Genomic DNA, 17,096 nt, shown 5'->3' with positions numbered 1-17,096 from the left:
CCGCATTGTTGGCGAAGGCTTTCGCCATGCCTTCGTAAAGCCAGCCGGCGGCGCGGTCGAAGCCGGCGTCGGCGCCATAGCGGAAACGCGCCAGCGTGATCTCGTCGTCGTTGAAGATCGGCGTCACCAGCCCGGCGCCGGCCTTATAGGCATGCTCGACGATGCGCCGGGTCAGCGGCAGCGCCGCGATCGAGGACGTCAGCACCAGGTCCTGTCCCGGCTGCAGCTGCAGCCCGACCTTGACGGCGACTTCGGCCAGCCTGTCGAGCTTCACCGGGTCGATGGTTGCCGAGACGCCGCGCGAATGTGTGGTCATGATCCTGCCTGCCGTGATTGTGGGGTCTGATCCTTACATAGACCGCTGCGCCCGGCCTTTCCACCGCGATCGACTGGGCCTCCAGGCATGATCGCGAAAAGTGCATGGCGGCGTTCGGACAAGATCATGCTCAAACGAGCTCAGGCGGCGCTGTCGAGCGCCCGGAACTGCGCCTTGGTCGCTTCGATCTCCTCGCGGACCCAGGCCTTGAAGTCGCGCACCTTTCGGCTTTCGCTTTTGGTGGCCGAGGTCACCATCCAGTAGCCGAGCCCGCTTTCAGCTCGCACGCCGAAAGGGGCGACCAGCCGGCCATCGGCCAGCGCATCGGCGGTCAGCAATTGCCAGGCGAGCATCACGCCATGGCCGGCGATTGCAGATTCCAGGCAGAGCATCGGATCGGTGAAGCGCGCGCCTTTTTGGAAAGTGACCGGCTCGACGCCGGCCGCCTTGAACCAGCTATCCCAGCTGATCATTGCCCGCTCGTCGGTGATGGCGCAGGTCCGCGCCAGGTCCTCGATCGAGTTCAGCTTGGCCGCGATCGCTGGTACGCAGACCGGAAACACTTCCTGCGCCAAAAGCAGTTCCGCGTTTACTCCCGGCCAAGCGCCGTCGCCCATCCGAATCGCAATGTCGATATCGGAATGGTCGAGATCGGCGAGCCTGCCTGAAGCGTCTATGCGCAAGAGCACGTTGGGATGGCGGGCAAAATGCCGCGACAGCCTGGGCAACAGCCATTTCGAGGCGAAGGCGGGCGCCACCGACACCACCAGGGTGCATTCCGTTGCCTCGTCGGCCAACGCCACCGCTTGCGCAAGCTCGCGGAAGCCGGCGCTCAGCCGGGCCGTGAAAACGACGCCAAATTCCGTCGTCACGAGTCCGCCGGACGTCCGCTCGAACAGCGCCTGCCCCAGCTGTTTTTCCGTGCGCTTGATCTGCTGGCTGACGGCGCTGACCGAAACATTGAGTTCGGCAGCCGCCGCGGCAAGCGATCCAACGCGGGCAACGGTTTCGACGGCACGCAAGCCATTGAGGTGGACACGGTTCAGGATCGTCATCCAGTTTTTCTAAATTTGCGGGTCTCAAATCTCAATTGAAACGTGCCGAAGAAAAGCGGATTCTAGCGAGGCAAACCGGGCTTGGAGGCAGGTCGATGAAGATTTTCTCTTTGCTGAAGGGGCTTTCCGGCGCTGAGCCAAGACAGGCTTGGCAGGACGACGGCGAGATTGCCCGCTGGACGGTCGATCCTCTGTCGCATCCGGTGCTGGACTCCATGTCGGAGCGCGAGCTCGGCGATATGCCGTTCCGGCTCACGGCCGGCCGCACGGTGTACGAGACGGCTTGCCGCTGAAGGCGGGCCAAGCCGGCCTGGCCCAACGCAATCGCATTGTTTCGCACGTGCACACATTTATGCTGCGCTGCAATGACAGCCGCTTCGCCATCTCCCTTGCGCCTTGCCCTCGCCGGCATGACGGCTCTCGCCGTCGCCATGGGCATCGGCCGCTTCGTCTACACGCCGATCCTGCCCGGCATGATGGAAGAGTTGCACCTGACGCCGGCAGACGCCGGCTGGATCGCTTCCGCTAACTATCTCGGCTATCTCATTGGCGCGCTCGCCGCGGCCGGCGGCTGGGCGCATGGCCGCGAGCGTCTGCTGATGTTCGCAAGCCTTGCCGCGAGCGCCGTGCTCGCGGCTCTGATGGGACTGAACGAGACGATGGCCGCTTTCCTCGCCATTCGTTTTCTCGCCGGCCTGGCCAGCGCCTTCGTCATGGTTTTCATGTCGTCGATCGTCTTCAGCCATCTTGCAAAGGCAGGCCGCGGCGATCTGCAAGCGCTGCATTTCGGCGGTGTCGGCCTGGGCATTGCGGCGTCCTCGGCGCTGCTGGCCATCCTCGTCACGGCCCATGCCGGCTGGCCCGCGGGCTGGCTATGGTCGGGAGCAATTTCCGCTGTCGGCCTGCTCCTCGTCGCGATCCTCGCGGGCTCCGCCACGCCCGCCAATGGCGTCGATGGGCCTGAACCGGCGTTGCCGAAGGATAGATCGCTGACGAAGATAATCCTTGCCTATGGGCTGTTCGGCTTGGGCTATGTGGTGACGGCCACTTTTCTGGTCGCCATCGTTCGCCAGGACGGCGGCGGACGTGTCTTCGAGGCCTCGGTCTGGATGATCGCCGGTCTTGCCGGCTTCCCCTCGACCTGGTTCTGGCAAAAGCTCGCCGGCAGGATCGGGCTTTATACGGCCTATGCCGTGAGCTGCCTGGTCGAAGTGGTCGGCGTCATCGCCAGCGTCGTCGCCAAAGGTTTCAGCGGGCCGCTTCTGGCTGCCATATTGCTCGGCGGCACGTTCATCGCCATCACCGCGTTCGGCCTGCAGGCAGCAAGGCAGCTTGCGCCGCAGGCGCCGCGCCGCATCTTCGCGGTGATGACCGCCGCCTTCGGCCTCGGCCAGATCATCGGTCCGATTGCCGCCGGCTTGCTCGCCCAGGCCTCGGGCAATTATGTGCTCGCCTCGATCATGGCGGCTGCCGCTCTGCTGGTCTCCGGCGTCGTTGCCTGGTCGGCTGCACCAAAATCGCCATGATTTGTGGTCTTGTTCGGTGCCGGGCGCCGGGCCGGGCATTTTCTTTCCCAGTAATGTGTGACCTTATGCCCGCCGAACAGCAACGCCGCTGATTTGCGGTCAGACCGAGGAAACCCGCCACAGTGTTCGTATCCTTCTTCCCGCAGCCGAAGCTTTTCTTCACCTCGGCCGCCCTCTGGAGCCTTGCGGCGATCCTGTTCTGGTTCTTCGGCGGCGAACAGCTGGGCGCCATCCTCGGCATGCCGCCGGCGGCTGCGGGTGCGCCGCCCATCATCGGCATCGCGGTTCTATGGTCGAAGCCGTTCTTGTGGTTCTACATGTACTTCGTGGCCTGTGTGGCGATCTTCTACGCGTTCTGGAGCTGGTATGCTCCGCATCCGTGGCAGAACTGGTCGATCCTGATGACCGCCGTCATTCTCTTCTTCATCTATTTCAACGTGCAGGTCAGCGTCGCCGTCAACAACTGGTACGGACCTTTCTTCGATTATGTCCAGGGGCTGATGTCCGGAACGACGCCATCGACTGACATCGAGTTCTACAGGGGGTTGGCCGACTTCTCCTGGCTGGCGCTGGTCGGCATGAACGTGCAGGTGGTCAACGCCTTTATCGTCAGCCACTGGATCTTCCGCTGGCGCACGGCGATGAACGACTACTTCATGGCGAACTGGGGCCGGCTGCGCCACATCGAGGGCGCTTCGCAGCGCATCCAGGAAGATACGATGCGCTTCTCGCAGATCATGGAGGACCTGGGCTCGAGCTTCGTCCAGTCGATCATGACCCTCATCGCCTTCCTGCCGGTGATGATCCAGCTGCAAGCGCACATCACCGAGTTGCCGATCCTGGGCGCGGTGCCGCAGCCCCTGGTCGTTGCCGCGCTGGGGTGGTGCATATTCGGCACGGCCTCGGTGATGCTCGCCGGCATCAAGCTGCCGGGCCTCCAGTTCCGCAACCAGCGCGTCGAGGCCGCCTATCGCAAGGAACTCGTCTACGGCGAAGACCATCCCGACCGGGCGCAGCCGGCGACGACGACGGAACTGTTCGACAATGTGCGCCGCAACTACTTCAGGCTCTATTTCCACTACATCTATTTCAACGTCGTTCGGTACACCTACCTGCAGGCCGACAACATCTTCTCGCTGCTGATCCTCGGGCCCTCGCTGGTTGCGCACAAGATCACCTTCGGTGCGCTGAACCAGATTTCGAACGCCTTCGGCAAGGTGACGAATTCGCTGCAGTTCCTGTTGAATTCCTGGTCGACCATCGTCGAGCTGCAGTCAGTGCACAAGCGCCTGCGCGCCTTCGAGGCGACGCTGGAAGGCGAGCCGCTGCCAGACATCGACCAGCGTTATCTCGCGCGGCAGAGCGCGGAGGATCCGGCCTGAACTCGGAACAATTGCGGAGCGCCTTTCCGTCCGGAATTGCGCCCAGGCAAGAGATTGGAAGTGGGCGGCTCAGCCGCCCACGGCAACCCGTGCATCGCCGGAGCGCTGCCGCTCGATATAGTCGCGGAAGCTGATGCATTCGACCTGCTCCATGACGCAGACTTCACCGGCAACGCGCTCCAGCGCGTTCCAGTAGGCGCCGGCATTCATCTGCGTGAAGTGGAAGCCGAGCCCCAGCGGAAGTCGTTTGCCGTTGTATTGCGCATCGAAGGCGGCGCGAAACGCCCGATAGGCGCGGTCGGCGAACTCGCCCGCCATCGACGGCTTCTCGAAGCCGCCCGAATGGCGGACATAGAGGTTGTAGTCCATCGCCACCACCCGCTTCGACTTCGGCCCCTCCGGAATCTGCGGCAATGCAAAGCGGGTGGTGCCGTCCTTTGCGCGCGGCAGGGCAGGGCCGTTCGAGACACCGCTTGCGTCATATTGGAAGCCGGCCTGGGGCAGCGCTTCGTAAAGGGCCCTACCGGCCGAGAGGTACGGCGCGCGGAAACCGATCACGGCATGGCGGGCGAAATCACGCCAGCCAGGCGGCTCCGGCGAAATGCCGTTGATCGCATAGGCGTTTTCGAGGACGCGGCGGAACGCTGAGAACTCGGCCAGCCAGTCGGCCTTGCTCCAGCCCTTGCCGTCGAAATGTCCGCAGGCATGACTGCCGATGTCGTGACCTTCGGCGGCCGCGAGCCGGATCTGTTGCAGCCGGTCCGCGACATCCGGCTCCGAGGCGGCGAAGCCGATATTCGATTTGCTGGCACCCTTGCCGGGCGCGACGTACTCGGCGCGCGTTTTCGGCGAGAGCAGGAAGACGCAGGACAGAAAATACGTGAAATGCGCGCCGGTGCGCTTTGCCAGCGCGCGGCTGCGCTCCCATTGCGAGATCTCGCGTGCGCTGTCGAAGGAGATAAGCACGATCTGCTTTGGTTTCGCCGCCATCGGTTTCGGCGGATCGGCAAGCCCCGTGCCAACGGAGCCAAGCCAGGCGAGGCTGAACGCAAGGACGCGGAACGAACGTGGCACTGGCAACCTTTTGGGCAACCTTTGGGGCTGTAGGAAAGCCGTCTATCGCCCAAATGTAGCATCGATGCGTTCCGGCAAGGCCTGTGGGGCACTGGGAGCCTCCGCCGATTTTCCGGCGATCCCCCTTCCATGCCGACGAAATTTCGCTAAAACGCGGGGCTCAAGAAGCGCTCCGTTCCGGGGCCGCAATGGTTTTTGATTGATGTCGGACGACAGTTTTATCCGCGAAGTCAACGAAGAGATTCGTCGCGAGCAGGCGCAGGCGCTGTGGGACCGCTTTGGTCCGGCCCTGCTCGGTGCCGCGATCCTGATCGTGGTGGCGACTGCCGCCTTCGTCGGCTACCGCTACTGGGACGAGACCCGCGCCAACCGGTCGGGCGATGCCTTCTCGCAGGCGCTCAAGCTCGCAAATGACGGCAAGAACGACGAGGCGATCGCCGCTCTCGATCAGCTGGAAAAGGATGGCTATGGCGCCTATCCGCTGCTCGCCCGCATGCGGGCCGCGACCGTCAAGGCCGACAAGGGAGACGTCGACGCCGCCGTCAAGGATTTCGATGCGGTCGCGGCCGACAGCGCCATTCCCGCAGGCATCCGCGACATGGCGCGATTGAGAGCGGCGCTGCTGCTGGTGGATCACGGCTCGTTTGCCGATGTCTCCAGCCGTGTCGAGGCGCTCACCGCCGACACCAATCCGCTGCGCAGCTCGGCGCGTGAGGCGCTCGGCCTTGCCGCCTGGAAGGAAGGCAAGTCGGCGGATGCGCTGAAACTGTTCGACCAGATCGCTTCGGATGACGGCGCCCCGCGCAATGCGCGCCAGCGGGCGCAGTTGATGTCCGAGCTGATCCGCGGGTCGGGCAACGCTTCGTGACCCCGGATGACGTTCAAAGTCGCCATCATCGGCCGGCCTAATGTCGGCAAATCGACTCTTTTCAATCGGCTGGTGGGAAAGAAGCTGGCGCTTGTCGACGACACGCCGGGCGTGACGCGCGATCGTCGCGTCCATGCCGCCAAGCTTTACGATCTTCACTTCGACGTCATCGACACCGCCGGCTTCGAGGATGCGGCTGCCTCGACGCTGCCCGGCCGCATGCGCCAGCAGACCGAGATCGCCATCCGCGAGGCCGACCTGATCTTCTTCACCGTCGATGCCAAGTCGGGCCTGATGCCCGACGACCGGACCTTCGCCGACGTGGTCCGCAAATCCGGCAAGCCGGTGGTGCTGGTGGCCAACAAGGCGGAAGCGCGAGGCGCGCAAGGCGGCATGCTGGAAGCCTGGGAACTCGGCCTCGGCGAGCCGATCCCCGTCTCGGCCGAGCATGGCCAAGGCATGCCCGATCTGCGCGATGCGGTGATCGCGGCACTCGGCGAGGAACGCGCCTTCGGCGAGGACGCGCAACAGCCGGGCGATGAGATCGCCGTGAGCGAGGTGCTTATCGGCGAGGATATCGCCGACCCCGACGCCGAGCCGGCCTATGACGAGACCAAGCCGCTGCGCATAGCCGTGGTCGGCCGCCCCAATGCCGGCAAGTCGACGCTGATCAATGCGCTGATCGGCGAGGAGCGGCTGCTGACCGGACCCGAGGCCGGCATCACCCGCGATTCCATCTCGGTCGACTGGGACTGGCGCGGCCGCCGGATAAAGCTGTTCGACACCGCCGGCATGCGGCGCAAGTCCAAAGTCCAGGAAAAGCTAGAGAAGCTTTCGGTGCAGGATGGCCTGCGCGCTATCCGCTTCGCCGAGATCGTCATCATCGTGCTCGACGCCACCATCCCCTTCGAGAAGCAGGACCTGCAAATCGCCGACCTGATCATTCGCGAGGGCCGCGCGCCGGTGATCGCCTTCAACAAATGGGACCTGATCGACAACCCGCAGGAGCTTCTGGCCGAGCTGCGCGAAAAGACCGAGCGGTTGCTTCCCCAAGTGCGCGGCATTCAGGCGGTGACGGTCTCTGCCGAGACCGGGCGCGGCCTCGATCGGCTGATGGACGCCGTCATCAAGACGCACAAGGTCTGGAACAGCCGCGTCTCGACCGGCAAGCTCAACCGCTGGCTGGAAGGCATTCTGGCGCATCATCCGCCGCCCGCCGTCGCCGGCCGCCGGCTGAAGATCAAATATGTCACGCAGGCAAAAACCCGGCCGCCGGGTTTCGTCGTCTCCTGCTCGCGCCCGGACGCGATGCCGCAATCCTATGTCCGCTACCTCTCGAACAGCCTGCGTGATGCTTTCGACATGCCCGGCGTGCCGATCCGCATGGCGCTGCGCACCTCGGAGAATCCTTTCGCAGGTCGGGCGAAGAAGCGCTGAGCCCTTTGTGGGAAAGGGTCGGCAGCGCCCCTCCCGTCGTCATTCACGGGTCTGTGCCGTGTCGCTTCGCTCCTTGCTCCGCTCGAGGATGAAGAATGGCTTGGAACCTACGCGACCGCTCGCAAGCCCTCGCCGAAACGCGCTCCCTCCGGCAGCGTATCCAGCGCCGCCTCCAGCAATATCTCTGCCAGCCGTGCCGCCACCGGATCGAGCTCGGCATCCTTCTGGTGCAGATGCAGCGCCATCATCGGCAGGAGCGGCAGCCCGAGCACGCCCGGCGCGATCGCCCTGACAGTGGCTGGCAGGCCGATATCGGTGCGGATCGTCAGCCCGAGACCCGCGGCGACCGCCGCCCAGATGCCGCCGAGGCTGGGACTCGAGAACGCCATGCGCCAGGCGAGGCCGGCGCGGTCGAGCGTCTCGGTCGCCACGGTGCGCAGCAGGCATGGCGCCTCGAACAACACCAGCGGCAGCGCTTCACCATTGTGGCCGGCTTGCATCGGTTTAGCCGGGCCGATCCAGCGCGCCTGCACCTCGGCGACATGCCGGCTGTAGGGCAGGATCGTGCCGTCGTGCCAGGCCAGCGCGATGTCGAGGCTGCCTGAGACGACGCGCTCGGCGAGCTCATGGCTGCGTCCGATCCGCGCTTCGATCCGGACCTTGGGATGCGCACGGGCAAACCGGCCGAGCACCTCCGGCAGCACGGCCTCGCCGAAGTCCTCCTGCAGGCCGAGCCGCACCCAGCCTTCCAGCTCGACGTCGCGGATAGCTGAGGCCGCCTCGTCATTGAGCTCGATGAGACGCCGCGCATAGCCGAGCATCGTTTCACCAGCTTCGGTAAGCGCCAGGCCGCGCCCCGCCTTGCGGAGGACCGGGGTCGCCGCCTGTTCTTCCAGCTTCTTCAGCTGCGCGCTGACGGCAGAGGTCGAGCGGCCGAGCCGCTCGGCCGCCTTGGCGAAACTGCCAAGCTCCATGCCGGTGACGAAGGTCCTGAGCACGTCGAGGTCGAATGTGACGCGTCGCATGAGATCGTCCTTATTTTCAGGATTATCGATCAAAAACTTGCTGATTATCTGGATGAAACTATGGCGCTACATCCGACCGGTCAAGACCGATCGACCGGCGCAGAGGGAATACGAGATCATGTCCGCCATCGTAACTCGCAACGATTGCCGTCGGCCCGCGGCAGGCGCCGCCGCTTCGGCTGGCCGCGCCTTCGGGCCCACCCATCGATGGAAGGTGCTCGGCATCGGCGTCGCCGCCAATGCCGGCTTCTCCGCTACCTTCTCCGGCATCCCGGCGACGGCTGTGGTGATGCGCCAGGACTACCATCTCGACAATGCCTCGCTCGGCGCTGCGCTCGGTCTGCTCGGCCTCGGCGTGGCGCTCAGCGAACTGCCCTGGGGCGTGCTTACCGACCGCTGGGGCGACCGCCGCGTGCTGCTGACCGGGCTCGGCGCGACGGCCGTGTGGCTTTTTGCCATGGCAATCCTCGTCGTGCCGACGAAAACAGCCGCTCCCGGTGTCGTGCTGCTTTCGGCCAGCCTGCTCGTTGCAGGCCTGCTCGGCGGCAGCGTCAACGGCTCCAGCGGCCGCGCCATCATGGGCTGGTTCGGCGAAGACAGCGCGGCTTCGCCATGAGCATCAGGCAGACGGCGGTGCCGCTTGGCGGCGGGCTCGGCGCGCTCGTCCTGCCGTGGCTAGCCTTGGGCTTCGGCTTCGCCGCCGTCTTCGGCCTGCTGGCGGCTCTCACCGCGCTCTCGGCTTGCTTTGCCCGGCGCTGGTTGCAGGAGCCGCCGGCGCAAGGCGACGCGCATGCCGCCGCCGTCACGACCGGCCCGGCGCCGCTGCGCAACATCGAGGTCTGGCGCATCTCGGCAGCCATCGGCCTGCTCTGCTTCCCGCAGGTGGCGGTGCTCACCTTTGCCTCCGTCTTCCTGCACGACTTTGCCGGCACGGGCACATGGGTGACCAGCGCCACCCTCGCCGCCGTGCAGACGGGCGCCATGGTGATGCGTGTCTGGAGCGGCCGCTACACCGACCGCCACCGCAACCGAAGGCCGTTCCTGAGGTTCTGCAGCGCGCTGAGCGCGCTGGCCTTCCTGGTGCTATGGGTTCTGGCCATCCCTGCAGCCAGGCAGCCGTCGCTGCTGTTGCTCCTGCCCCTTATGGTGATCGTAGCCGGCATCTGCGTATCGGCCTGGCATGGCGTTGCCTATACCGAGCTTGCGACACTTGCCGGTGCCGGCCATGTCGGCACCGCGCTCAGCCTCGCCAACACTCTGGTCTTTGTCGGCTTCTGCCTGGTGCCGATCGCCATTCCCTGGCTTCTGCTTCTCTTCGCATGGCCGGGCGTGTGGCTGGCGGCCGCGATCTGCGCGGCGATCGCATGGCCGATTTTTCTGCGCACGGCCTGACGTTTTCGCCGGCTTTCCACAGCTGGCGGAGGCCGGCTTATCTGCAACATGAAAAAAACACGATCGGTGCCGTTAACCCCCCATCAAGGTTAATGCTTCATTTTGGCTCTCCGGGGTCAGTAGCGTTTCTGGAGAGTTCCGTGCATCGACGCGTTCTTACGCGGCTCGTCGCCGCCGCCGTTGCGAATAAACGTTCCTTCCTTCCTCCTTTGGTTCTGGGGCTCGGCTTCTGGGTCGGCTTTCCGTCCGTCGTCGCTTACCAGGATATGGCAAGCCTCGTGTCCGGGCTGGAGTCGCCCAGTCATCGCTGGAATGCCTATGTCGAAAAATCCGTCGCCGGCTCGGTGCACGCCGCCGAGATGCCGTTCGTCGATTCGGCCGCCACGGGCTCGATCTCCGGCTCCGGCGTGGACCTGCCTGGCGTTGGCACGGTGGCGCTCCGCGGCAAGGGCAATGTCGCCGGCGCTACGCCCGATGAGGACCGCGTCGTGCGCGCCGACAAGAAGGGCCGCCTCGTCCAGGTGTCGCCCGTTGCGCCGCCGAAGAATTTCAGCGCCGGCTCCATCTTCGAGCGCACCTCCTCGCTGCTCCGTCCGGCGATGGACAGCGGCCTGAAGCTGACTTTCGCCAAGCCCGGCATCAAGGGCAAGGAAATCCAGATCGCCCAGGCCTTCCACATCCGCGAGGACAAGAAGCCCGATCCGGATTTGCCGGCGGCTCTCGTCGCTCTCGTCAACAACGACAAGCCGGACATCCTCGCCACCGCCTATGCCCAGTCGGCGCCGGACTATGCCAAGGCCTCGCCCTTTGAGGCTCTGCTGCAGGACGATCCGAATGACGGCCGCTTCATCCCGCCGATGGGCAAGGGGGATCACGCCTGGATGCAGAATCCGCTGCCTGCGGCCGTCTTCTCCAAGCCGGAACAGGAATGCCTCGCCAAGGGCATCTATTTCGAGGCGCGCAGCGAACCGGTGCGCGGCCAGGCCGCGGTGGCGCAGGTGATCCTCAACCGCGTCCGCAACCCTGCCTATCCGAAGACGATCTGCGGTGTCGTCTACCAGAACGACAACTGGTTCAACCGCTGCCAGTTCTCCTTCGCCTGTGACGGCAGGAAGAAGCGCATCAACGACCCCGTCGCGTACAAGACCGCCCAGGATGTCGCCATGGCGGTGACCGCCGGCAAGATCTTCATCCCCGAGGTCGGATCCTCGACGCATTACTACGCCAATTACGTCCATCCGGGCTGGGCGCGCGCCATGCAGCGCATGACCAGGATCGGCCTGCATATCTTCTATCGCACCTATGGCGGCGGCTGGAGCTGAGCCGTTTAGGCGGCTCGAACTGAGCCGCTTGATCGGCACCCCGCGGCAACGCTCTTTCTCGTTTGCTGCGCGCACCGATCAGCGCGGCTTTGTCGCCCGGATTCGCGCCGAGTCCTCGCACAGGCGTGACGGGCACGATGTCGCACCCGGATAACCCATTGATTTGAAAGCGGAAAATACATCGCTTTGAAGTTCGGCCCGTGGCTTGACGGGCGCGGACCCGCTAACTATGTTGCCGGCGACTTTAGAAGCGGACGGACGGTGATCGTCTGCCCGGGCAGGGGGGTTGCGATGGCCGACAAAAACGGGCCAGACGGAACCGGAGAAACCGGCCGCGGCAGGCAGCCAGAAGCCACCATCCGCGACGACGAACTTGAGCGCCGCCGGCGCGAGCTTGAAGCATCGCTTGCATCAAGACGCACGGACCGGCTCGAGGGGAAAGACGAAGCGAAAGCTGCGACCGGTTACGGTCAGGCCCTGAAACTGTCCAGCGAGTTCATCGCCGGAGTGGTGGTTGGTGTCGGCCTGGGCTGGATCATCGACCGCTTGGCGGGAATCGCGCCCTGGGGTCTGATCGTCGGCCTGCTGCTGGGTTTTGGCGCCGGTATACTCAATGTCCTGCGTTCGTCGGGACTTGCATCGGAATTCGGCCAGGGCGGCAAGCCGCCCGAACCGAAGGACTGAAGTAAGGCGCCGCAAGGCGCGAAAGAAAGTTAAGAAGCCGGTTGTGGCTTTGACGGGGATTTAAAGTGGCTGCTGCTGACCAGGTCGATCCGATCCACCAGTTCCAGATCCATCCGATCATCCCGCTTCATATCGGCGGCTACGACATTTCTTTCACCAACTCCGCTCTGTTCATGGTCGTGACGATCGCCGTCGCTTCCGCTTTCCTCTACATGAGCACCGCCAGCCGCGCCCTCATTCCTGGCCGCCTGCAGTCGGTCTCGGAAATGGCCTATGAGTTCGTCGGCAACATGCTGCGCGATGCGGCGGGCAAGCAGGGCATGCAGTTCTTCCCGCTGGTGTTCTCGCTGTTCATGTTCGTGCTGGTCGCCAACCTGATCGGCCTGTTCCCTTATTTCTTCACCGTCACCAGCCACATCATCGTCACCTTCACGCTGGCGATCCTGGTCATTGGCACCGTCATCGTCTACGGCTTCGCCAAGCACGGCCTCGGCTTCCTCAAGCTGTTCGTGCCGCATGGCGTGCCTGGCTATCTGATGCCGCTGGTGGTGGCGATCGAAGTCATTTCCTTTGTCTCGCGTCCGGTCAGCCTCTCCGTTCGTCTTTTCGCCAACATGCTGGCCGGCCACATCACGCTGAAAGTGTTTTCGGGCTTCGTCGTCAGCCTCAGCGCGCTGGGTGCGGTCGGCATCGCCGGCTCGGTCCTGCCGCTCGCCATGGCGGTTGCCCTGACGGCGCTGGAACTGCTGGTCGCCTTCCTGCAGGCCTACGTCTTCGCGGTGCTGACCTGCATGTATCTGAACGACGCTCTGCACCCGAGCCACTGATCGATTTTCACCGGCGCCCCGGCGCCAGCATACCCAACGTACCAACCGCAACGATTACGAAAACCACAGGAGTTTTGAAATGGACGCAACTGCAGCAGCTGCTATCGGCGCTGGTATCGCCTGCATCGGCATGGGCGGCGCCGGCATCGGCCTCGGCAACATCTTCGGCAGCTATCTCTCGGGTGCGCTCCGCAACCCGTCGGCCGCTGACGGCCAGTTCGGCCGCCTGATCTTCGGCTTCGCCGTGACCGAAGCGCTGGGCATCTTCTCGCTCCTCATCGCGCTGCTGCTGGTCTTCAGGTAAGAACCACGCGCTGACGAAAGGGGCCGCATGGTGCGGCCCCGCCTTATGGACAGGGGAATGAGATGTTCGTGACATCTGCCTTTGCGCAAGAATCCGCGCCGGCCACGGCCGAGGGCGATACGCATGCGGGCACCGCCGTGCCTGCCGAGGAGCATGGCACGTTCCCGCCGTTCAATGCCGAGACCTTCCCGTCGCAGATCCTGTGGCTCGTCATCACCTTCGGGCTCTTCTATCTGTTCCTGAAGCGGGTTGTGATGCCGCGCATCGGCGGTATCATCGATGTCCGCAACGATCGCATCACCCAGGATCTCGACCACGCCGCCAGGCTGAAGGGCGAGGCGGACGCTGCCGTTGCCGCCTATGAGCAGGAATTGGCGGAAGCTAAGGCCAACGCCAACAAGATCGGCCAGCAGGCGAGCGACGCCGCCAAGAGCGAAGCCGAAAGCACGCGCAAGAAGCTCGAGGCGGAACTCGAGAAGAAGCTCGGCGAAGCCGAGGCGAGCATCGCCTCGATCAAGGCCAAGGCGATGAAGGAAGTCGGCACGATAGCCGAGGACACCACGTCGGCCATCGTCGAGGCGCTGGTCGGCGGCACGACCGACAAGGCCGAGATTTCGGCCGCGGTCAAATCCGCGACCCGGTGAGGAGGCCATCATGGACGCCACATCACTTGCTACGCTCTGGGCCACCATTGCCCTGATCATCTTCCTCGGCGCCGTCATCTATCTGAAGGTGCCGGGCATGCTCGCAAAGTCGCTCGATTCCCGTGCGGCCAAGATTAGCAGCGAGCTCGAGGAAGCGCGCCGCCTGCGCGAAGAGGCCCAGCAGCTGCTCGGCCAATACCAGCAGAAGCGCAAGGAAGCCGAGAAGGAGGCCGCCGACATCGTCGCCGCCGCCAAGCGCGAGGCCGAGCTCCTTGCTTCCGAGGCGCATAAGAAGACCGAGGACTACGTCGCCCGGCGCACGGCGCTTGCCGAGCAGAAGATCAGCCAGGCCGAGCGCGAAGCGATCGGCGAGGTGCGTGCCAGCGCCGTCGACATCGCCGTCGAGGCCGCCCGTGCGCTGCTTGCCGCCAAGGTCGACGCCAAGGCCGGCGCCGATTTGTTCAAGTCGGCGCTGCAGGACGTGAAGGCCAAGCTGAACTGAGCGGCTCTGCCGTTGCTGACATGAAGCCGCCTGGGCAACCCGGCGGCTTTTTTGTTTTTGGGCGCGAATAATCTTCCCCCTTGAGGGGGAGATGTCGCCGAAGGCGACAGAGGGGGCCGTTGCGCGTAGAGCTCAACCCCTTGTGCGACTGAGGGCGTTGGCGCTTCACGCGCGACGACTCTCAGCCTGCCTTCAAGAGGGGAGATTAATCTATTCCCTCGAAGCTCTCTTCCGCTTCCGCCACCTCGACGCCGCCAAACCGGAACGGTGCGAACGACGCCCTATGCAGTCGCGCCACCGGGCCATGCGCCTCGATCGCGGTCCGGTGGCGGACCGTCGCGTAGCCCATATGCATTTCGAACCCGTAATGCTCATGATGGCCGCCGCAGCCGCACATCATGCGGTCGCGCATCACCTTGGCGATGATCGAGGCGGCGGCGATAGATTGCGAGCGCTGGTCGCCCTTGATCAGCGCGCGTCCCTCGCAGGTGAGCCCTGGCGGCACGTCGCGGCCGTCCGCCAGCGCCAGTTTGGGCGGCAGCGACAGTCCGGCGGCGGCGCGACGCATGGCTTCCAGGCTGGCTTTCAGAATGTTGCTGTTGTCGATGCCTTCGGCGCTGATCGAGGCCATCGAGACGCTGAGCGCCGAGCCCAGGATTTTGAGGAACAGCGCCTCGCGCTGCAGATGGGTGAGGCGCTTGGAATCGTCGAGCCCTTCGGGAATGTTGGCCGGGTTGAGCACCACGGCCGCGGCCACCACCGGACCGGCAAGCGGCCCGCGGCCCGCCTCGTCCATCCCCGCTACCGGCCACAGCCCCTCGGCCATCGCTTTCGTTTCAATCGAGAAGTCGGGCTTCTCGACCATTTCGAAGAGAAGCGGAGAATCGGAACGCGCGCGAGCCATGGTGCGGCGAGGTTCGCATCGGCTCCGATTCTCCGCAAGTCCCTCCGGGTCGGATGGGGCGTCGGACCGGGAGGGCACCGTCTCACGGCCGGGGGACTGGGCCGGACGGGATTCTTGAGCAATTCCAGGAAGAGTGCGTAGCGGGCCTTCCGTACGAAGTTACATCAAAACAGAGGGTTAGCGGATCGCAATCCGGGCGCAAAACTCTGCCTCCCGAGTTGCCTTAGCCGCCGGCCTTCGCGGCCGGCATCATCTTCACAGCAGCATCAACTGCTCGCCGACGCCGGAGCCTGCGACGAATTGGTCGGTCCGAAGCTGCCGCCGCTCGGCATTGAGGCCGAGCCGCTTGGCGGCGATCTCGAAGCGCCGGCCGATCTGCCAGGCATAGGGTCCGGCGCCCTTCATGCGCTTGCCCCATTCCGAATCGTAGTCCTTGCCGTCGCGCATCGAGCGGATCAGCGACATCACATGCCGGTAGCGATCCGGATAATGGCGCAACAGCCAGTCCTTGAAGATCGGCGCCACCTCGAGCGGCAGACGCAGCACGACATAGCCTGCCTCCCTGGCGCCGGCGGCGCGCGCCGAATCGAGGATGCGCTCCATCTCCGGATCGGTGAGGCCGGGAATGATCGGCGCCACCATCACCGAGGCGGGGACGCCGGCATCCGAAAGCTGCCTTATCGCTTCCAGCCGCTTTGTCGGCGTCGAGGCACGCGGCTCCATGGTTCTCGCCAGCATGCGGTCGAGCGTCGTCACCGACAGCGCCACCTTGGCGAGCCCGCGCTCGGCCATGCGCGACAGGATGTCGATATCGCGCGTCACCAGTGCCGACTTGGTTACGATGCCGACCGGATGGCCACGCGCCTCCAGCACCTCCAGGATCTCGCGCATGATGCGGTATTGCTTTTCGATCGGCTGATAGGGATCGGTGTTGGTGCCGATGGCGATGGTGCGCGGCTGGTAGCCGGACTTCGACAATTCCCTATCCAGCATTCGCGCCGCATCGGGCTTGGCAAACAGCTTCGATTCGAAATCGAGCCCCGGCGACAGGCCCATGAAGGAATGCGTCGGCCTGGCAAAGCAGTAGACGCAGCCATGCTCGCAGCCGCGATAGGGATTGATCGAACGATCGAAGGAAATGTCCGGCGACTCGTTGCGCGTGATGATGGTGCGCGGCTTCTCGACCTGCACCTCCGTCTTGAACGGCGGCAGTTCCTCCAGCGAGTTCCAGCCATCGTCGAACACATGCCGGCTGACCGGCTCGAAGCGGCCGGACGGATTGATGCCCGCGGAGCGTCCGCGATTGCGGTCCGGCCGCACGCGCATGCCGCTCTGGTCTATCATTGCATTTGCCATCTCGGCTCTGCCTGCTCCGAAAGCGGCAATGTCGGCGCGCACGATCTGTTCCATTTTCGCCCTCTCCCAGGGACTGTCGGTAGGCTGTCGAATCGCTCTGTTCATGAAACTATTCCTATTTTGCCAATGAGAACAAAGCAAGAACTTTCTCGTTCAGAACGCGCATCTGGCGCAGCGCCGCGCTTTCCGCTATTCGGCTAAAATGCTCAGCGTCCTTATCGAAACCAGGAACGACGAAGAAGGCCTTGCCCGCACGCTGGCCTCGCTGATCGGCGGCGCGGTCGAGGGCGTGGTGCGCGACGTCATCGTCTGCGACATTGGCTCGACCGACCAGACGCATCGCGTCGCCGAGCATGCCGGCTGCCACCTTGTCGCCGGCGGCATCGCAACAGGCATCGGCCAGGCCAAGGGCGACTGGCTGCTGCTTCTGGAACCCGGCGCCCGGCTCGCCGAAGGCTGGATCGACGACGTCGTCGCT

Annotated in this window: 20 protein-coding genes; 14 read left to right on the top strand and 6 right to left on the bottom strand. The window is 64.6% G+C overall.

Annotation, left to right across the window (positions count from 1 at the left end):
* Together EOA79_RS18760 and EOA79_RS18755 are read right to left on the bottom strand one after the other, a co-directional pair.
* Nucleotides 1–316: aminopeptidase (locus EOA79_RS18760; protein WP_164893880.1), on the bottom strand; the 316-nt coding region annotated here is incomplete at its 3' end.
* A gap of 140 nt (nt 317–456) precedes the next feature.
* On the bottom strand, nt 457–1,371 hold the full coding sequence (locus tag EOA79_RS18755) for a LysR substrate-binding domain-containing protein (protein ID WP_095823837.1): 915 nt from the start codon (nt 1,369–1,371) through the stop codon (nt 457–459).
* Nucleotides 1,372–1,466: 95 nt separating this feature from the next.
* Here EOA79_RS18755 and EOA79_RS18750 point away from each other — a divergent pair, with 95 nt between their 5' ends.
* From EOA79_RS18750 to sbmA, 3 genes are all read left to right on the top strand, one after another.
* Nucleotides 1,467–1,664, top strand: coding sequence for a hypothetical protein (locus EOA79_RS18750; RefSeq protein ID WP_095800927.1), 198 nt, complete (start codon nt 1,467–1,469; stop codon nt 1,662–1,664).
* Nucleotides 1,665–1,736: 72 nt separating this feature from the next.
* Entirely contained in the window at nt 1,737–2,897 is a 1,161-nt protein-coding gene (locus EOA79_RS18745) for a YbfB/YjiJ family MFS transporter (protein WP_128293166.1), read from the top strand.
* A 122-nt stretch (nt 2,898–3,019) separates the two neighbouring features.
* Nucleotides 3,020–4,279, top strand: a complete 1,260-nt coding sequence (gene sbmA, locus EOA79_RS18740) for a peptide antibiotic transporter SbmA (RefSeq protein WP_066999060.1) — start codon at nt 3,020–3,022, stop codon at nt 4,277–4,279.
* Nucleotides 4,280–4,348: 69 nt separating this feature from the next.
* On the opposite strand, the gene EOA79_RS18735 is transcribed toward sbmA, so the two are convergent.
* Entirely contained in the window at nt 4,349–5,353 is a 1,005-nt protein-coding gene (locus EOA79_RS18735; protein WP_127334984.1) for a polysaccharide deacetylase family protein, read from the bottom strand.
* 202 nt (nt 5,354–5,555) lie between these two features.
* On the opposite strand from EOA79_RS18735, the gene EOA79_RS18730 reads away from it, so the two are divergent.
* Together EOA79_RS18730 and der are read left to right on the top strand one after the other, a co-directional pair.
* The gene (locus EOA79_RS18730) at nt 5,556–6,221 is read left to right on the top strand and encodes a tetratricopeptide repeat protein (RefSeq protein ID WP_066999055.1); all 666 of its coding nucleotides are present in this window, start codon (nt 5,556–5,558) and stop codon (nt 6,219–6,221) included.
* Between the two features lie 6 nt (nt 6,222–6,227).
* The gene (der, locus tag EOA79_RS18725) at nt 6,228–7,658 is read left to right on the top strand and encodes a ribosome biogenesis GTPase Der (protein ID WP_095823835.1); all 1,431 of its coding nucleotides are present in this window, start codon (nt 6,228–6,230) and stop codon (nt 7,656–7,658) included.
* A 107-nt stretch (nt 7,659–7,765) separates the two neighbouring features.
* Here the strand turns inward: der and EOA79_RS18720 are convergent, their stop codons facing one another.
* Complete coding sequence (locus EOA79_RS18720; protein WP_095823934.1) at nt 7,766–8,683, bottom strand: LysR substrate-binding domain-containing protein; 918 nt, start codon at nt 8,681–8,683, stop codon at nt 7,766–7,768.
* A gap of 118 nt (nt 8,684–8,801) precedes the next feature.
* Here EOA79_RS18720 and EOA79_RS33665 point away from each other — a divergent pair, with 118 nt between their 5' ends.
* The 8 genes from EOA79_RS33665 to EOA79_RS18685 all read left to right on the top strand — a co-directional run bounded on the left by EOA79_RS33665 (nt 8,802) and on the right by EOA79_RS18685 (nt 14,358).
* Entirely contained in the window at nt 8,802–9,299 is a 498-nt protein-coding gene (locus EOA79_RS33665; RefSeq protein ID WP_245322298.1) for an MFS transporter, read from the top strand.
* Entirely contained in the window at nt 9,296–10,075 is a 780-nt protein-coding gene (locus tag EOA79_RS33660) for an MFS transporter (protein WP_245322297.1), read from the top strand. The genes EOA79_RS33665 and EOA79_RS33660 overlap by 4 nt, the downstream gene beginning before the upstream one ends.
* Nucleotides 10,076–10,215: 140 nt before the next feature.
* Nucleotides 10,216–11,397, top strand: a complete 1,182-nt coding sequence (locus EOA79_RS18710) for a cell wall hydrolase (protein ID WP_067327803.1) — start codon at nt 10,216–10,218, stop codon at nt 11,395–11,397.
* Between the two features lie 291 nt (nt 11,398–11,688).
* Nucleotides 11,689–12,081: an AtpZ/AtpI family protein gene (locus tag EOA79_RS18705; protein WP_066999046.1), complete on the top strand. Its 393-nt coding sequence runs from the start codon at nt 11,689–11,691 to the stop codon at nt 12,079–12,081.
* Nucleotides 12,082–12,146: 65 nt separating this feature from the next.
* Nucleotides 12,147–12,908 carry a F0F1 ATP synthase subunit A gene (locus EOA79_RS18700; protein WP_066999043.1) on the top strand — a complete coding sequence of 254 codons (762 nt, stop codon included), beginning with the start codon at nt 12,147–12,149 and terminating at the stop codon, nt 12,906–12,908.
* Between the two features lie 79 nt (nt 12,909–12,987).
* On the top strand, nt 12,988–13,212 hold the full coding sequence (locus EOA79_RS18695) for a F0F1 ATP synthase subunit C (RefSeq protein WP_066999040.1): 225 nt from the start codon (nt 12,988–12,990) through the stop codon (nt 13,210–13,212).
* Between the two features lie 62 nt (nt 13,213–13,274).
* Complete coding sequence (locus EOA79_RS18690) at nt 13,275–13,856, top strand: F0F1 ATP synthase subunit B (RefSeq protein ID WP_095823834.1); 582 nt, start codon at nt 13,275–13,277, stop codon at nt 13,854–13,856.
* Nucleotides 13,857–13,866: 10 nt separating this feature from the next.
* Entirely contained in the window at nt 13,867–14,358 is a 492-nt protein-coding gene (locus EOA79_RS18685; RefSeq protein ID WP_066999035.1) for a F0F1 ATP synthase subunit B, read from the top strand.
* Nucleotides 14,359–14,563: 205 nt separating this feature from the next.
* Here EOA79_RS18685 and EOA79_RS18680 read toward each other — a convergent pair whose 3' ends face one another.
* Together EOA79_RS18680 and EOA79_RS18675 are read right to left on the bottom strand one after the other, a co-directional pair.
* Nucleotides 14,564–15,262 (bottom strand): ribonuclease HII, encoded by a 699-nt coding sequence (locus EOA79_RS18680; protein WP_067327805.1) that lies wholly within the window; start codon nt 15,260–15,262, stop codon nt 14,564–14,566.
* A 255-nt stretch (nt 15,263–15,517) separates the two neighbouring features.
* Nucleotides 15,518–16,672 (bottom strand): PA0069 family radical SAM protein, encoded by a 1,155-nt coding sequence (locus EOA79_RS18675; protein WP_127334983.1) that lies wholly within the window; start codon nt 16,670–16,672, stop codon nt 15,518–15,520.
* A gap of 148 nt (nt 16,673–16,820) precedes the next feature.
* Between EOA79_RS18675 and EOA79_RS18670 the strand changes: the two genes are divergently transcribed.
* The coding region (locus EOA79_RS18670; RefSeq protein ID WP_348631864.1) for a glycosyltransferase at nt 16,821–17,096 on the top strand (276 nt) is incomplete at its 3' end.

Origin of the sequence: Mesorhizobium sp. M1A.F.Ca.IN.020.03.2.1 (assembly GCF_004023205.1) — a bacterium.
Classification (GTDB): Bacteria; Pseudomonadota; Alphaproteobacteria; order Rhizobiales; family Rhizobiaceae; genus Mesorhizobium.
This window is presented reverse-complemented; position numbering and strand designations above follow the sequence as displayed.

What these genes read in the sequence shown, in the direction of transcription:
- EOA79_RS18750 (WP_095800927.1), top strand. Translation starts at nt 1,467, where the DNA reads ATGAAGATTTTCTCTTTGCTGAAGGGGCTTTCCGGCGCTGAGCCAAGA.
- EOA79_RS18690 (WP_095823834.1), top strand. Translation starts at nt 13,275, where the DNA reads ATGTTCGTGACATCTGCCTTTGCGCAAGAATCCGCGCCGGCCACGGCC.
- EOA79_RS18675 (WP_127334983.1), bottom strand. Translation starts at nt 16,672, where the DNA reads ATGGAACAGATCGTGCGCGCCGACATTGCCGCTTTCGGAGCAGGCAGA.
- EOA79_RS33660 (WP_245322297.1), top strand. Translation starts at nt 9,296, where the DNA reads ATGAGCATCAGGCAGACGGCGGTGCCGCTTGGCGGCGGGCTCGGCGCG.
- EOA79_RS18685 (WP_066999035.1), top strand. Translation starts at nt 13,867, where the DNA reads ATGGACGCCACATCACTTGCTACGCTCTGGGCCACCATTGCCCTGATC.
- EOA79_RS18695 (WP_066999040.1), top strand. Translation starts at nt 12,988, where the DNA reads ATGGACGCAACTGCAGCAGCTGCTATCGGCGCTGGTATCGCCTGCATC.
- EOA79_RS18720 (WP_095823934.1), bottom strand. Translation starts at nt 8,683, where the DNA reads ATGCGACGCGTCACATTCGACCTCGACGTGCTCAGGACCTTCGTCACC.
- EOA79_RS33665 (WP_245322298.1), top strand. Translation starts at nt 8,802, where the DNA reads ATGTCCGCCATCGTAACTCGCAACGATTGCCGTCGGCCCGCGGCAGGC.
- EOA79_RS18680 (WP_067327805.1), bottom strand. Translation starts at nt 15,262, where the DNA reads ATGGCTCGCGCGCGTTCCGATTCTCCGCTTCTCTTCGAAATGGTCGAG.
- EOA79_RS18755 (WP_095823837.1), bottom strand. Translation starts at nt 1,371, where the DNA reads ATGACGATCCTGAACCGTGTCCACCTCAATGGCTTGCGTGCCGTCGAA.
- der (WP_095823835.1), top strand. Translation starts at nt 6,228, where the DNA reads ATGACGTTCAAAGTCGCCATCATCGGCCGGCCTAATGTCGGCAAATCG.
- EOA79_RS18730 (WP_066999055.1), top strand. Translation starts at nt 5,556, where the DNA reads ATGTCGGACGACAGTTTTATCCGCGAAGTCAACGAAGAGATTCGTCGC.
- EOA79_RS18745 (WP_128293166.1), top strand. Translation starts at nt 1,737, where the DNA reads ATGACAGCCGCTTCGCCATCTCCCTTGCGCCTTGCCCTCGCCGGCATG.
- EOA79_RS18705 (WP_066999046.1), top strand. Translation starts at nt 11,689, where the DNA reads ATGGCCGACAAAAACGGGCCAGACGGAACCGGAGAAACCGGCCGCGGC.